Origin of the sequence: Bacillus cereus group sp. MYBK14-1 (assembly GCF_051916885.1) — a bacterium.
In the GTDB taxonomy this organism is placed as follows: Bacteria; Bacillota; Bacilli; order Bacillales; family Bacillaceae_G; genus Bacillus_A; species Bacillus_A cereus.
Genome location: NZ_JBQAHM010000003.1, coordinates 593,265 through 608,784 on the forward strand (window position 1 = coordinate 593,265; position 15,520 = coordinate 608,784).

The window sequence follows — 15,520 nt, forward strand, 5'->3', positions numbered from 1 at the left end:
TTTTCTTTGAAAAATAACTCTTTTTATTTTACTTACTCCAAATCTTTCTCCCAGTTTGGGCATCAATATAACGAATTTCCCGACTACAATCAAAAGGTTCTTTATGTTTTTCATCTGTCGTTTGTTTGTACAGTAGTTTGTATTTCGTTTCCTCTGCATCATGATCTACAAACCATTCTAATTTAACTCGGATAGCCGCTCTGTATATTTCTAACGCTTTTTCTTTTGTTACTCTTGGTGTTGTTTCATATGTAAGTAATTTTTTTATAAAGTTGCTAGACTCCCCCGAGTAGTGCATAACAGCACCATTTTCTGCATTGATGTTGATCATAAATTGGTTATACTCTGCCGGAATATCATTTATATATACAGAAAAGATAAATCTTTCAATCCCATCTTCTTCTGCTTCACGTTCCTCCCAAAGACGCAGATATTGTTTGATATCTGGAATAACTCGTTCTAAAAATTGAAGTGCTTTTTGTAAACATTCCTCTCTAGACAGTATTTGCTTTACTTCTTTATCATCTGTCAGTTTTATAAAACCAGTTAATTCATTGGTTAATTTATCAATTGTAACGCTAACTAAATTATTATATTTCAACATCGGTAAATGCTTGTTAAAGAATTCATTCATTAAATATGGATTCTTTTCTTCTTTCTGTTTTTGTAATTCCTCTTTCGGAACAAATTTCATCCTTATTTCATCATCATTTTCCGTCTCAACTACTTTTGTAAAACTTTCTTTATCCCAGTCAAATAAATCGAATACATCATCTTGTTGGCTACCTTTTTTTTGTTTTCTAACAGCCACTGTTGGCGGTAATTTATAATGATCTGGTCCAAATAAATCTTTACCTGTACTTGCATCAATAAATACATGACTAGGTTCTGGTACATACACAAGGTGGTACCCTTTTACTTCTTCTCCATTTTCATATTTACATAAAGAATGTGTTAAATCTACAAATACAAGCCTCATATCTTGTTTGGCCTTTAAGTTGTCTAAAACGATATTCTCCTCAACAATCTCACTTGGCCATAACGGCTTTTCTTTTATGCTTTCTCGTCCGTTATAATGAAAATTCACAACATTCCCTGAAGGATGCACTTGCACCACACATCCTGTATCCGGTAATGGATATCCATTTACTTCTTGCATATAATTTATTTCTTTCCAGCCACGCCAATCATCCTGGATAGTTACATATGTATAAAACTCTAATCCTTCTTCCACATGTTTTTTTATAAATACATTTGCAATCTCTCTTACCCTATTCTCCTCTATAACTTCCTTATCACTCGAAAAATAATTTCCATCATCTATCCTAAATTCAATTAAATTACCAGTATGTCTATTCAATGTAATTTGTATCGTTCTCTCCTGATCCTCTTTATGCTCCCACCATAATAGATGATACGGGTCATCAACCCCTTCTTGATCATCTACAACAAGACTATATTCATCTGGAATGTTAATAATATGAGCCACTCGCTCTTTTCTTTCCTTATCTTTTTGATTCATCATACCGCTCCCTTTATTACATTTTAAGGTAATTATAACAAACAAAACCAAGGAACTATAAAAAAAAGACTAGAGATATCTCTAGTCTTTTACTTCGTCTCACGATGTAACGTTACTCGCTTTAATCGTGGACAATATTTTTTTAGTTCGATGCGTTCTGGATTGTTTCGTTTATTTTTCTTAGAAATGTAATTACGATCGCCGCACTCCGTACAAGCTAATGTAATATTTACACGCATATTTAATTCTCCTTTCTTTCAAAGATCGCAACTAAAACGTAATGATTACGATTTATATATTATAAAACTTCATTCTATTTGTCAATTGCAAAAACAAGAAGATTCCATTTAGAATCCCCTTGTTTTTATAGTTAAATAAATTTTGTCCCGCATTAACGGGCAGTAAGACCCCCACTAATTAACAGTTTCACTTTATTAAAACGATTCGTATGTAACAAATTCACTAATCGGCTTTCGATATCCTCGTGGGCGAGTTTTAGTCATATCACTTTTTCCTATCGTAATCATTAAAACAGGTACTATATGCTCCGGCATATTTAATTCACTTTGTACTGCTTTTTCATCGAAACCAATCATTGGACATGTATCATAGCCATAATATTTAGCTGCGTACATAAAAGTCATCGCGCTTAACGAAGCATTTCTAATCGCTTCATCCTCCATGAAACGCTCTCCTTTTCCTTCATATAAACCTTTCGTTTGCCTAATTGTATCTTCATATTCACATTCATCAATCATTTTTAAAACTTTCATACCGAAGTAAATATTTTCAACATTTTGGTATGCTTTTTTATCACCACAAACGAGCACTACCGCTGATGCACTCGATACTTTATATTGACCGAAAGCTAATTCTTTTAATCTTTCTTTTCGCTCTTGATCACGAATTACAACATAATGTGTGTGCTGCAAATTATAGCAAGATGGAGAAAGCTTAGTTAACTCAAATATTTTTTTAAAATCCTCATTAGGGATTTCTATACCTTGTATAAATTTCATTGCAGAACGTCTAGCGATTGCTAATTCTTCAAAGTTCACCATATATCCTCCTCAATAACTATAAATTCAAATATACATTAATTTATACAAATAGATAAATCAAATAAAAACACTTTAAATCCGAATAATAATTATGATTAACAGCAAAAAAGACAAAAAGCTGAAACAATTAGTTCATACGAAATTCACACGAATCTATTACTATAGAAACTGTACATAGTGAACTTATTAACAATCACGTTTATTTATATAAAATCTTACTCGAAAGGAGTTGAAAGTATGAAAACTAAATATCGCTTTATGATCTCATCATTTGCTGCTTGCGCTTATATGATTTGGTATTTAGTATAATAACGACCTCACTTGCAAATAGGAAAAGGTGTGTATATAAATGGAATATAATCAATCAACAGTTAACTACTGGAAAGCTTTTGTATTACCATATACATTTGCTTTAGAAGAGTTAAAAACTAAATTTGAAATTATGAACCGGGAAGCTCAATTTCTAGAGGATTACAACCCGTTTGAACATATAAAAACAAGACTAAAACAACCTGAAAGTATTATTAAAAAACTAGAGCGCAAAAGCTTATTACCAACAGTTGAAAACGCTCAAACACATTTACAAGATATTATTGGTATTCGTATTACATGTTGCTTCGTAGAAGATATCTATCATTTGAAAGAAGTCATTCAAAAACGCGAAGATATGGAAGTCATAGAAGTAAAAGATTATATCGCTAACCCAAAACGAAACGGATATAAAAGTTTACACATGATTATTAAATACCCTTTATCACTAAATTCTGGTACAAAAGATGTATTTGCAGAAATTCAGTTACGTACACTAGCAATGGACTTTTGGGCAAGTTTAGAACACAAACTTTATTATAAATATGAAGGGAAAATACCGGAGTATTTAAAAGATGAACTACATGATGCAGCAATGAAAGCTGAAGATCTTGATAATAAAATGGCCACAATCCGTCAAGATATTGATGATATTGAGGCATGCTCAAATCAAATTATGCTACCACTATAAAAAAAGGTTCTCGCCAATGAGAACCTTTTTTCTACCATTTTGGGAAGTACGACTCCTACACTTATTAAAGTTTCACGTTATTTTTTCTCTATTGTTCGAACCTCTTCAATCTTCCATTTATCCTCTTCTTTTCCAAGGGCATACTGTACTTTCTTTTGAAGAGTGATACTGTCGTCTACTTCCTTTTCTTTCGTTTCAACAATAACATACCCTACTTTACTAACTTTCATATCTATATGTTCCAATTCAATTTTCTTATTTCCCTTTTGAAATGCGGCTTCTTTTTGTGTTTTTAAGTCTTCAGCACTAGGCATCTTCTTTGAAAATAACTCCATATGTTCTGCAAGATTTTTTTCATTCGTCGTTCGCACAAATGTATGAATAACATCTTGAATAGATCTCTCTTCTTCTTTTGTTATTTGTACCTTTTCCTCAGTTTTTTTAGTAGTAGATTTTTGTTCTACATTATTCTCTTCTTGTTGACATCCAACTAGTAATACTACAAATACTAAAAGGAATCTTAATTTCCTAAATAAATTTTTCATATTCCCAACTCCTAAAAAGAAAAGTGAGGCATTTCGCCTCACTTTCGCTCTTAATTAGCGTCTTCCTTTATTCGGATCGCCGCCGCCAACAATATCAAAGACACGTTTCGCTATATTTGTATTCTCTTGAACGCCAGAGAACAAGTATTTACCTGGACCAAATGCATATACGTTCACATCTTCCCCTGTATGTCCACCCGTTGTCCAGCCTGTAACCGAGCGCTTATTGAAAATATCTTCAATTGCATTATCAATCTTTGTTACATCTTTTGAAGGAGCTATATCATTTACAGCTTGAATTTCTTCTGGAGTTAATTGTAAATCAATATACTTTTTCAATGTTTCTTCTACATTTGCACCTTTTGCAATCTCATTTGCCATAAAGTCTGGTGTACGCTTTGCAGCTTTAATTGGATCTACTTTAAAGTTATACTCACCATTGGCACCTAAAGATAATCCACCAGTAGCGTGATCTGCCGTTGCAACAACTAACGTATTTTTATCTTTTTTCGCAAACTCAATCGCTGCTTTGAAAGCTTTTTCGAAGTCTTCCATTTCACTCATTGCACCAACAATATCATTATCATGTCCAGCCCAGTCGATTTGACTTCCTTCCACCATTAAGAAGAAACCATTTTTATTTTTGTTCAAACGCTCAATTGCTGCATTAGTCATTTCTTCTAATGAAGGTGTTTTCTCATTACGGTCAATCATTTTATCTAATCCACCTGGTGCAAATAAACCAAGAATTTGATCATTTTTATCATTTAACAATTGATCTCGATCCGTTACATAGCTATAACCAGATTTCTTGAACTCTTCTGTAAGATTACGATCTTTTCTAACAAAGTTCTTTACGCCGCCGCCAAGCATAACATCTACTTTATGCTTCCCTTTAATTTTCTCATCAAAATAATCATTTGCAATTGCGTCCATATTTTTACGGCTAATGTCATGCGCACCGAAAGCAGCTGGTGTTGCATGTGTAATTTCAGAAGTTGCAACGAGTCCCGTTGATTTCCCTTTTTCTTTCGCTTGCTCAAGAACTGTTTTCACTTCCGCTTTATCATTATCAACTGCAATTGCAGCATTATATGTTTTAATCCCTGCTGACATAGCTGTTGCTGCCGATGCAGAGTCTGTAATATTTTCATGTTCATCTTCTGGGTATGTTTTTTGTGTTCCTACAAGATGCTTATCAAATTCTGTAGATTCCATTTCAAAGGTTTTTGGATTATCTTTCATATAACGGTGAGCCGTCATATATGAAGGGCCCATACCATCCCCAATTAATACGATAACATTTTTAATCTTTGCATTGCTTCCGTTCTCATCTGCATTAACCTCACTAGAACGAGTAAAATTCCATGTTGCTACCGAAGTAACTGCTAATGATGCCACAACTGCAAATGGCCATGCTTTTTTCACAAACTTTTTCACTGTCTTGTCCCCCTAATTAGGTTATTCATTTCCCACTATCAAATTTAATGGAAGACTATTAAGAGAAAATTAGCTGTATGTAAATTTTTTGTTAACTTATGTAAATATCAGTTATAATTTGTATAACTTTGTCTTTTTGTATCAATCATCTCGCCCTTTACAATTTAAATATAAACAAGTTGGATTTCATTTAACGTAAATCTCTTTTTTTACATTTTGACTCTATTTTTATGAAAATAAATAGAAATGCGGTGAGCCTTTATGAAAATAGTAACGCTAAATGAGTCTTTTATTTTTGAATTACTTAATCTTTGCAAATCTGTTGGATGGTTACACGATGAAATTTTTATGAAAAAACAATTCGAAATGTATCTTTCTATCGGCACACTTGTAGGTTACATTCATGAAAACAAACTCATTGCGACTGGAGGAGTATTTCCCTTTCCAAGTAACTTCGCTTCCATTGGTATGTTAATCGTTCACCCTAATTTTCAAGGACGCGGATTAGGGCGCATGTTGCTAAATCATTGCTTGGAACAAATTCATCCAAAACAACCCATTGCACTTATTGCGACAAAAGCTGGCGAACCTCTATACACATCATGTGGATTTCAAACAGCAACAACGATTCATCGTTTTGAAAAGCAGACTATTAAGACGTATCCTTCTCACTTACAACAAGTACAAGAAGAAGACCTTATATCTCTTACTTCTCTGGATCAAATTGCAACTGGTATGAATCGTTCTCTACTTTACTCTTTGCTATTACCAAGGGCCGTATACTCTTTTAAAATTGAAAGAAATAACTGTATAGAAGCTTTTTCATTATGCATACAAAAGGGCAATATATTATGTATCAATCCACTTATCGCCAAGCAAGAAGAAGATGCTATCCAATTATTAAAAAAGATATGTGAATGTTGGAATGGTATAGTACGAATTGATGTTCCACACTCACAATTTACATTTCGTCAATTTCTTCAAACAGAAAATTTCCAAGAAATGCTCCTTTCACCTCTTATGATAAAAAATGGTAGCCAACTTCCTGGAAATCGTAATATGCTATTTGCTATGATAGATACAGCGTTATGTTAGAAAGGAGACACCTAATTGAAGCGATTTAGCTATTTTATGGTAGGTTGTCTTACTCTTACACTATTAGTAGGATGTAGTGCAGCAGAAAAGCCAGTAGAACAAGTAAAACAAGTTAAAAATACAATTACAGCGAAACTAGCTACCGAGGAAAAAATGGTAGAAATAGATGGTCAAACCATTTACTTTAAAAAGATTGGTAATGAAAAACCACCTTTACTTATGATTCATGGCTTTGGAGGGTCATCAGATGGTTTTCAAAAGATTTACTCCGATTTAGCAAAAGATCATACAATTATTTCTGTAGATGCTTTAGGATTCGGGCGCTCATCTAAGCCAATGGATTTTTATTATTCTTTTCCAACTCATGCAAATTTGTATTATAAATTAATGAAAAAACTAGGGTATGATTCATTCGCAATACTGGGGCATTCCATGGGGGGAGAAATTTCTCTAAATTTAACATATTTATATCCTGAAGCAGTTTCTCACCTTATTTTAACTGATGCTACAGGTGGCCCTCATACATTCGTTAATAAACAAGGCTCACCAAAACCACAATTGTCGACTGATTTAAATGCCGTTTCTTCTATTACAGATTATGATGAAAGCAAAGTGAAATTCAAACGTAATGATGAAGAGCATTATAATAAAATGAAATTATGGCCTAGACGTCTTAAAATTAATGCAAATGAAATAAAACAGCCAACTTTAATTATATGGGGCAGAAATGATAGTAGCGTTTCCTGGAAAGAAGGAGAAACGTATCATCAATTCTTAAAAAATAGCACTTTACATATTATTGAAAAAGGTTATCATGCACCATTTCGCCAAGAACCACAAGAATTTGTCGGGTATGTAAAAGATTTCTTTAAAAACAATCCGATTAAAGTTGAAAAATAACATAAACGGGTATCTCAAAATGAGATACCCGTTTTCATATATTAAGCAGCTTGCTTTTGGCGTTTTGGAGTTTTTGATCCTAATACTTTCGGGATAACGAAGCCATCCATTCCAAATTTCCCAGCGTTCATACCGGAAACAAGAACAAACATAGATAAGATAACCATCTCAGGGTTCACACCAATTGACCCACTAAACATATAGGAAAAGTTCATTACAAGACCAAAAAAGACCGCTGTTTTTGTTAAACAGCCTACAATTAAACCAATTCCGACTAAAATTTCTCCCCATGTTACAAGTGTATTAAACAAATCTACATTTGGAATTGCAAATTCTTGTAAGAATGATGCCCACCAAGATTGAACAGCCGGTTGTGCACCTTTAGATTTTTCAATTGCCCCTTGCAAATAACCTGTTGCATCGAATCCTTTTCCTTGTAGTTTACCGATTCCAGCCATTAACCATGTGTAACCAAGATATACTCGAATTACTGCTAATGCAAAAGAAACTGCTTTGTTTTCTCTTAAAAATTGAATAACCATATCTTCCTCCTAAAGTTGTAATTAAGTTAGTTACAGATAATATAATAACATTAGTTACTTATTTTTCAAACGTTAATTATGAATAATCTGTGACATGCGTATGAAACATTAAAAACTAACGTTTATATAGTAACTTTTATTACCTGTAAAAACTTGAACATATCATACCACAAGTGATAACCATTTTCATTGAAAAAAATGTAAAAAAAATGTGAGTTAAATGTGAAACACGTTTATTCGAATATAGAATAAACGTGTTTCACACTAATTATAGAATCGAAATGTATGTGTCTCCTCATCAATTAAACTCGCTTCTTGAAAGGCTTCTTCTAACGTTTTCCCATGGTTAATAACCCCATAAAATAAGCGTATAGTAAACATAAGTGCTGCATTTCCATCTACATAATCAATCGATCCAATATATGATTTCGCACCACTATGTAAAAAAGATTTTGCTAGATTTTGCTCCCCTAACGTGCACCCGCTATTTACAATATGTGTATTATGCAATTTTGCATATTTATAAATTTCTTCTGTACCAAAATACCCTCTCGGTTCATCTTGTTCATATACTTCTTCGCCTAACTCTTCCATGACAAACTTCCCTTCTTCACCATGAAAGCAAAAAATAATATAATTAATATCGTTAAATAAGTTCTTTCCAGAAAGAACTTCCACAAAATCTTTCGGTCTACCAATCCAATATGTCACAACCCTTGCACCAAAATATTCAAGAGATGCTCGGATTGATTGCGCCTCTAAATCCGAATTAAAACCAACTACTAGTGCAACATTCAACATACAACCCCCATCCTATAATCAGCCCTTATCAATCAGAATTTTATGGGATAAATCCATTTCATATATGCCCGTTTCTTTCAAAAAATCTGATCTAGTTAAAACGACTTTCTGTAAATATTGCCTATATGCTGTAATTGTTCCATCGTGAGATACAATGCAAATTCTTTCCGCACCCAGTTCATAACACCAAAGAAGAAATTTATCTACTATTTGCTGAAAACTATTCTCTGAAATAGTGTTTATACCTTCCTTCCATAACTGATTATTTGAGCTTTTCTCTATCGAAAAATGCGGAAATAACTTTGTTATCATTCCCTGATCTACTATATAATCGCACGGTAATGTTCTCGCTTCTTCTCGATAAGGAAAAATACGCGGAGATACATATGGATGAACGATTTTTTGACAAGCAACTTTCGCACTCCATATTGTCGCCGTTTGCAAAGTTCTAAGTGTAGGACTAGCAATTAATATATCCGCCTCTTGTAATGGCACATTGCATTGAAGTAATTTAGACTGATTCCTTCCTTCATCCGTCAATGGCGGATGAAGCACTTTTAAACTTGATGGCAAATCCCTTGTATGTTCTCCTTCCCCGTGCCGAACAAAGACGATTTTCATCCCCTTCCTCCTCTCATTATGAAATCCTCTTACATATTTCTTCCCTATCTCATACTTTATTCCTGCTATATGAAAAACTGATATGTAAAATACTTTTTACAAGGGAGAAGTGAATCAAAAAATATAAAATGGATAACCATCTTAATTGGAATGATTATATGGGGATACATAAATGGATTTTTTAGTAGTGATAAAGTGAAACTTTAATCCGTGGGGGTTTTGTTCATCCCCCCACGGATTATTAGTTGAACCAATCGGGCTTTTACGGACAGTTGATCCCCACCTAACTTCTTTGCCTCCGCTGAATTTTGAGGTGGGGGTCTTACTGCCCGTTAATGCGGGATAAAACTGCTAATCCTTGGATTACAGATGATGAACGTGAAACAAAAATTAAGCAAAAAGCAATTATGGCAAGCTGGTCCGGTGTTTTTATGTTTTGTACCATTAGCCTCTTAAATAAATGGTTAGGTTTAAGCACAAACGATAAATCACCGTACTTACCAGACACTATCGCAGCTATTTTAAAAGAAAATGTAGAGTTACAAGTTTTACTCATGCTATTTGTTATGTATGGAATATTTTACTTACATTATCGAAGAAAATTAAGTGCCTAACTTCTAACTCATGATTATCCTCCTAAATGGTTATAGTAATCATGACAAAATGAAAGGAGAGATATAAACATGAGTAACTCGAATGAATTTTTAGATACACTACATGAAAAACAAGCAAAAGATGAACAAAATAGAAAGCGCCAAGGGAACGGAAACCCAGCGAAAAAAAAGCCAAATAAAACACATAAATAACAGTAAAAAACTGCCTAAAACAATCTTTTAGGCAGTTTTTTATTCTTCTTTTACCGAGATAACATTTCCCCAATTCCATTTCTCATAATACCATTCTGGTACATCTATATTTTCAATCCACTTCATTTCATGCTTTCCATCCTTATGAGCAAGCCATACATCCGCTTTCTTACGGTCTGAACGTATCCATATTAATTGATTACTCTTATTCATGAAGAGCGGATGATAATCTCCTTGCCTATGAGGTAGCTTTGTGATTCGATGTTGTTCGTCGCTTGTACTATCGATCTCATATAAAGATGGTAGTGGTCTTTTTTCTGGTGGAGTTTCTATTCCCGCCTCTTTTGCTCGTGAAACGATAATTACGTTATCATTCTTCCATGTAAAATCCCAATCGACATATCCTTTCGGTGTAAATGTGTTCTGCTGAAGTGCTGGCAATTCTTTTACTTTCAAATGTTTATTCTCTAATGCAACTCTTCCGCTCCCTTCAATATAAGCTAATATATTTTTTGATGGTGCCCATTGAAACCATTGTGCGTTTAATAACATTTGATCTATTTTTTCAAACCGACTGCCGTCTGCACGAACTAAGCAAAGCGTATTACTATCAGCTGACCATGAAGCTGTCGGTACTGCTAAAAATGAAATCCACTTTTGATCTGGTGACCACTTAAAGCCACTTGCTACTAGCGCTAGGAAATCATCGTGTTCATTTGGCAATGCATACAAATGCTTCATTTTGTGAGGATTCATATGTGCATCTTTTTGCACTTCATATAGCTGAGCCCCTGTCCATCCTGTTGGAAGTAAGTGCGCTTCAGAGGATACAAGAAAGTTCTTTCCATCGGGGTACCATGCATAATCCCCTACACCAGCCGATACATTTTCAAAATCTGCATTCTTTTTTTCTACATCAAATGTATGTAATGTACCTGTAAATATAAATGCAATTATATTTTCTGTTGGTGACCATTGATAATTCGATGCTTCTGAGTGAAACGGCGTAACTTTCTTTCCATCTTTCAGCCGATATAACTCAAGAATATTTTGTTTCTCCCCTTTTACATATGCCAGCCATTCTCCATCATGTGACCACTTTGGCCCTGTTATGTTCTCTCCTTTTGTAAGTTGTTTTTCTTTCCCATCAACTTTAATCCAAAGGTTATGATGACGAATAAAAGCAACTTTCACACTATTATTTTCTGCGCTAGTAATAGCGATAGAACATAAAAACATAAACAACACTACACTACCACTTACTATTAGCCTTTTCATACCATCACTCCATTTCCCTCATAGCATTCCTCACTTTCTTCCTACAATATGTGAAAAATATCGATTCGACATAATCAGAAAAAATCCCCCAAGAAATTTTCAATTCATAGAGGATTGGTATGAATTATGTCGAAAGTATAGTTTAGCCAACATTTATATGTATAATTTCTAACTAAAATGTAAGATTACATTTCTGAATATTGGCACCTTTTTATTAGGGGGAGTATCAATGAAAAAAACTACATCTACACTATTAAGCATGGGGCTTGTCTTTTCTAGTTTTGGAGCTTTAAGCGCTCATGCTGAATCACTACAAAAGGAGAAGCAATTTAGTCCACAATTAAAAACAACGATTGAACAGTGGGGAGAACATAAAATTGCTCAAAATGTTGAAACGAAAACAACAAAAGAAATATCAGTAATTGTAGAATTGCAACATGCACCTCTCGCTGCTCAAAGTAATATTCAGCATGCTCCAGATTTACAAAATAGTAATGCGCAGTCTTATCATGCTGAGCTCAAAAAAGCACAAGAAGATACGACTAAGAAAATAAAAGAAAAAGCACCTGGTGCAAAAATTAAAGAAGTGTATAATACGTTATTTTCCGGATTCTCTATTTCAGTTCCTGGAGATCAAATTACCTCTCTTGCCTCTTTACCTGAAGTAAAAGCAGTCTATCCGAACTTAACATATAAATTGCATGAAACATCAAAAAGTACTACTAACGAAGAAGCACCAAATATCGGTGGACCGACAATTGGTGCACCTGAAGCGTGGAATTTAAAAGATCCATCTGGCAAACCGCTTGATGGAAAAGGCATGAAAGTAGCCATTATCGACTCTGGCGTAGACTATACACACCCTGACTTAAAGGCAAATTATATCGGTGGATATGACACGGTTGATGAAGATAGCGATCCAATGGATGGTAACGTACATGGTACTCATGTAGCTGGAATTATTGCTGGTAACGGAAAAATTAAAGGCGTTGCTCCAAACGCTTCTATTCTAGCCTATCGTGTAATGAATGACGGTGGAACTGGTACAACAGATGATATTATCCAAGGGATTGAGCGAGCGATTCAAGATGGTGCGGATGTGTTAAACCTCTCCCTTGGGCAGGATTTAAATGTACCTGATCAGCCTGTAACATTAACGTTAGAACGAGCAGCGAAACTTGGTGTTACTACTGTCGTTTCAAATGGAAATGACGGACCAAAACCTTGGTCTGTTGATGCTCCCGGTAACGCAAGTAGTGTCATTTCTGTTGGAGCATCTACGGTTTCTATCCCGTTTCCAACATTCCAAGTAGCTGGTTCCAGCAAAACATATCAAGGGTTACCGTTATCAAAATTCGATTTTCCAATAGGAAATGATTCCCCTCTTGTATACGTTGGTTATGGCAATCCAAGTGATTATGCAAAACAAGATGTGAAAGGGAAATTCGCACTTATTTTACAAGGTACTTCTAGTACATTAGTAAAAGCAGAACAAGCGAAGCAAGCTGGGGCACTTGGTGTGTTATTAATCTCTAGCGAAAAAGAAATTAATATGATGCCGGAATATTTTTCACGTGAACATCTAGCTGTCCCAGTAATGCAATTATCAAATACAAATGGGGAAGAATTAAAAACTTTAATTACAAAACGAAAGAAAAATATAAAAATTGGACAACCAAAGCAAACAGAACTTATCGGTAACTTTAGTTCAAGAGGACCATCACAAGGAAGTTGGCTAATAAAGCCTGATGTTGTTGCACCTGGAGTACAAATTACTAGTACAGTACCGCGAGGCGGCTATGAATCGCATAACGGAACAATTATGGCTGCTCCGCAAGTAGCTGGAGCGGTTGCCCTCTTGCGTCAAATGCATCCTGATTGGACGACAGAACAATTGAAAGCGGCTCTTGCCAACAATGCCAAAACATTACATGATGTCAATGAAAATGCATACCCTGTTATGGCACAAGGATCTGGTTTAATTAACATTCCGAAAGCAGCTCAAACAAATGTATTAGTAAAACCTAACAATGTCAGCTTCGGTCTTATTAAGCCCAATAGCGGAAAAGTAAAACTGACGCAAAATGTTACATTACAAAACCTTTCTAGTAAAAAGAAAAGTTTTTCAACTCGTGTGGAATTACTAGATGCAAACACAAAAGTAAGAGCTTCTGTCCCTTCATCGATTAGCATACAACCAAATAGTAGTACCGAAAAACCATTTACTATCAATGTAGATAGCTCACTACCACAAGGTGTGTATACTGGAAATGTATATGTAAAAGAACAAGGGGCAAAAGAAGAAATTCGAATTCCATTCACATTTAGTATCGATCCTAAAGATTATAAACGTATCGATGGACTTGAAATTATTAATTCTACTTTTAGCCCAAATGGCGACCACGTACTAGATGATAATCTCATCAACTACTATTTAGTTGCGCCTGTGGATGATGTCACATTGCATGCAAATTTAGTTACGAAAGAACGTGTAACGTATCAAGGGATTATCCATCAAGCTAAAAATGCAACTCCTGGATACAAACCTTTCAAATGGAATGGTACAAAAGCCGATGGCACTCCTTTAGCTGACGGGCTATATCAAATCGAAGCAGTTGCTTCTAATTCTGGTGGAGAAACAAAACAAACAGCTGCTGTATTTCTTGATCGAACTGCACCTAAGTTAACATACGAAGTTGACCAAGAAAATCTCGTAATTAAAGGAAAAGTTGATGATATTCTATTAGATTGGATGTCAGAATCTGGTTGGATAGCACCTGGTATTCCAGTGAGAATGCAATATGAAATTAACGGAAATGGTGTATGGGACCAGGCATTCCTGAACCCTTGGGAGAAAAGCTATGACATTTATTTCGATCGTACTCAATTACAAGAAGGAAAAAATACTATTCACATTGTAGCAACTGATGCAGCTGGCAATACCTCTAATTTAACTGTTAATTTAGAAGTGAAATAAAGTGAAACTTTAATCAGTGGAGATTTCGTTCATCCCCACTGATTATTAGCCTTCACCAATCGGGAGTTACGGGCAGTTAATCTCCCATCTCACTTCTTTACTCCAACCGAATTTTGAGGTAGGAATTTTACTGCTCATTAACACGGGATAAAAAATTTTTGTTGACAATTTTTTTAATATAGTTTTATAATACAAAACATAGTTTAGTTGAACGAATTATATATCGGCTTTGAAGGAATACTAGTAGCGACTTATATCACTGTCTCAGAGAACTGATGGTTGGTGCGAATCAGTACATATACAAGCGTGAATTACAATTCTGGAGCTTCTTTCCCGTAATGCTTTTTATGCATGAAGAGAAAGACGGATCTTTCCGTTATCGTAAAGTGAGTGGTAAACAATTAGTTGTTTACAAATAGGGTGGTACCGCGATTTTTATCGTCCCTATCGGATTTTCCGATAGGGACTTTTTTGCGTCCATCCTCTTACACAATTTCATATATACGCGTTGAAAGAATCGCAGTAGTATCTTATATCCCTGTTACAGAGAGCTAATGGTCGGTGGAAATTAGCACATATATAAGTATGAATTACAATTCTGGAGCTTCTTTTTCGTAGTGCTTTTATGCATGAAGGAAAAGACGGAATTTTTCCGTTATCATTAATTGAGATGTAAGTATATTTTCACTTACAAATAGGGTGGTACCGCGATTCTTTCGCCCCTATCGGACTTTCCGATAGGGGCTTTTTCTATTTCTCACAGAAACAGATGTTAAATAATTCCGAATCTTATGATAAAATTTTATAAGCGCTTACAAAAATGAAAGACCAACTATGAGAAGTCAAGGAGGATTTTTTGTATAAATAAGGGGTGTTTTTCTAAAAAAGGGCGCACCAAATAAACCTAAGGCTTTTCAAAAAAATGAGAAGTT

15 protein-coding genes and 2 other annotated features are annotated in these 15,520 nt (G+C 34.7%); of the genes, 6 read left to right on the top strand and 9 right to left on the bottom strand.

The genetic code is table 11. From position 1 onward, the window contains the following. Positions 1-28: 28 nt before the first annotated feature. From ACTFR3_RS12770 to ACTFR3_RS12780, 3 genes are all read right to left on the bottom strand, one after another. A complete protein-coding gene (locus ACTFR3_RS12770; protein ID WP_063220097.1) occupies positions 29-1,525 on the bottom strand; it encodes a YcdB/YcdC domain-containing protein in 1,497 nt (498 codons plus the stop codon). Between the two features lie 86 nt (positions 1,526-1,611). Further along, positions 1,612-1,761, bottom strand: coding sequence for a 50S ribosomal protein L33 (rpmG, locus tag ACTFR3_RS12775; protein WP_001265617.1), 150 nt, complete (start codon positions 1,759-1,761; stop codon positions 1,612-1,614). Between the two features lie 195 nt (positions 1,762-1,956). Beyond that, positions 1,957-2,583 carry a nitroreductase family protein gene (locus ACTFR3_RS12780; protein ID WP_000245983.1) on the bottom strand — a complete coding sequence of 209 codons (627 nt, stop codon included), beginning with the start codon at positions 2,581-2,583 and terminating at the stop codon, positions 1,957-1,959. A gap of 349 nt (positions 2,584-2,932) precedes the next feature. Between ACTFR3_RS12780 and ACTFR3_RS12785 the strand changes: the two genes are divergently transcribed. Further along, positions 2,933-3,583, top strand: coding sequence for a GTP pyrophosphokinase (locus ACTFR3_RS12785; RefSeq protein ID WP_000456230.1), 651 nt, complete (start codon positions 2,933-2,935; stop codon positions 3,581-3,583). 77 nt (positions 3,584-3,660) lie between these two features. On the opposite strand, the gene ACTFR3_RS12790 is transcribed toward ACTFR3_RS12785, so the two are convergent. Together ACTFR3_RS12790 and ACTFR3_RS12795 are read right to left on the bottom strand one after the other, a co-directional pair. Beyond that, a complete protein-coding gene (locus tag ACTFR3_RS12790) occupies positions 3,661-4,128 on the bottom strand; it encodes a hypothetical protein (protein WP_000792894.1) in 468 nt (155 codons plus the stop codon). A 54-nt stretch (positions 4,129-4,182) separates the two neighbouring features. Continuing rightward, positions 4,183-5,568, bottom strand: coding sequence for an alkaline phosphatase (locus ACTFR3_RS12795; protein ID WP_000714912.1), 1,386 nt, complete (start codon positions 5,566-5,568; stop codon positions 4,183-4,185). Positions 5,569-5,829: 261 nt separating this feature from the next. On the opposite strand from ACTFR3_RS12795, the gene ACTFR3_RS12800 reads away from it, so the two are divergent. Continuing rightward, the gene (locus tag ACTFR3_RS12800; protein WP_078385614.1) at positions 5,830-6,663 is read left to right on the top strand and encodes a GNAT family N-acetyltransferase; all 834 of its coding nucleotides are present in this window, start codon (positions 5,830-5,832) and stop codon (positions 6,661-6,663) included. A 15-nt stretch (positions 6,664-6,678) separates the two neighbouring features. Then, positions 6,679-7,563: an alpha/beta fold hydrolase gene (locus ACTFR3_RS12805; protein WP_000819807.1), complete on the top strand. Its 885-nt coding sequence runs from the start codon at positions 6,679-6,681 to the stop codon at positions 7,561-7,563. A gap of 41 nt (positions 7,564-7,604) precedes the next feature. On the opposite strand, the gene ACTFR3_RS12810 is transcribed toward ACTFR3_RS12805, so the two are convergent. The 3 genes from ACTFR3_RS12810 to ACTFR3_RS12820 all read right to left on the bottom strand — a co-directional run bounded on the left by ACTFR3_RS12810 (position 7,605) and on the right by ACTFR3_RS12820 (position 9,527). Further along, positions 7,605-8,105 (bottom strand): DoxX family protein, encoded by a 501-nt coding sequence (locus ACTFR3_RS12810; protein ID WP_000236592.1) that lies wholly within the window; start codon positions 8,103-8,105, stop codon positions 7,605-7,607. A 264-nt stretch (positions 8,106-8,369) separates the two neighbouring features. Continuing rightward, on the bottom strand, positions 8,370-8,906 hold the full coding sequence (locus ACTFR3_RS12815) for a hypothetical protein (RefSeq protein WP_000935633.1): 537 nt from the start codon (positions 8,904-8,906) through the stop codon (positions 8,370-8,372). 18 nt (positions 8,907-8,924) lie between these two features. Continuing rightward, positions 8,925-9,527, bottom strand: coding sequence for a histidine phosphatase family protein (locus ACTFR3_RS12820; RefSeq protein ID WP_078385613.1), 603 nt, complete (start codon positions 9,525-9,527; stop codon positions 8,925-8,927). A gap of 335 nt (positions 9,528-9,862) precedes the next feature. Between ACTFR3_RS12820 and ACTFR3_RS12825 the strand changes: the two genes are divergently transcribed. Both ACTFR3_RS12825 and ACTFR3_RS12830 read left to right on the top strand, forming a co-directional pair. After that, the gene (locus tag ACTFR3_RS12825) at positions 9,863-10,141 is read left to right on the top strand and encodes a phosphoglycerate mutase (protein WP_078385612.1); all 279 of its coding nucleotides are present in this window, start codon (positions 9,863-9,865) and stop codon (positions 10,139-10,141) included. Positions 10,142-10,210: 69 nt separating this feature from the next. Beyond that, entirely contained in the window at positions 10,211-10,333 is a 123-nt protein-coding gene (locus tag ACTFR3_RS12830) for a DUF4023 domain-containing protein (protein WP_000071866.1), read from the top strand. Positions 10,334-10,372: 39 nt separating this feature from the next. Here the strand turns inward: ACTFR3_RS12830 and ACTFR3_RS12835 are convergent, their stop codons facing one another. Then, positions 10,373-11,611, bottom strand: coding sequence for a TolB family protein (locus ACTFR3_RS12835; protein WP_078385611.1), 1,239 nt, complete (start codon positions 11,609-11,611; stop codon positions 10,373-10,375). A 229-nt stretch (positions 11,612-11,840) separates the two neighbouring features. Here ACTFR3_RS12835 and ACTFR3_RS12840 point away from each other — a divergent pair, with 229 nt between their 5' ends. Then, positions 11,841-14,588 carry a S8 family serine peptidase gene (locus ACTFR3_RS12840; RefSeq protein ID WP_440044458.1) on the top strand — a complete coding sequence of 916 codons (2,748 nt, stop codon included), beginning with the start codon at positions 11,841-11,843 and terminating at the stop codon, positions 14,586-14,588. A gap of 220 nt (positions 14,589-14,808) precedes the next feature. Further along, positions 14,809-15,037, top strand: a binding site (T-box leader). 50 nt (positions 15,038-15,087) lie between these two features. After that, positions 15,088-15,315: a binding site (T-box leader), on the top strand. The last annotated feature ends 205 nt before the right edge of the window (positions 15,316-15,520 follow it).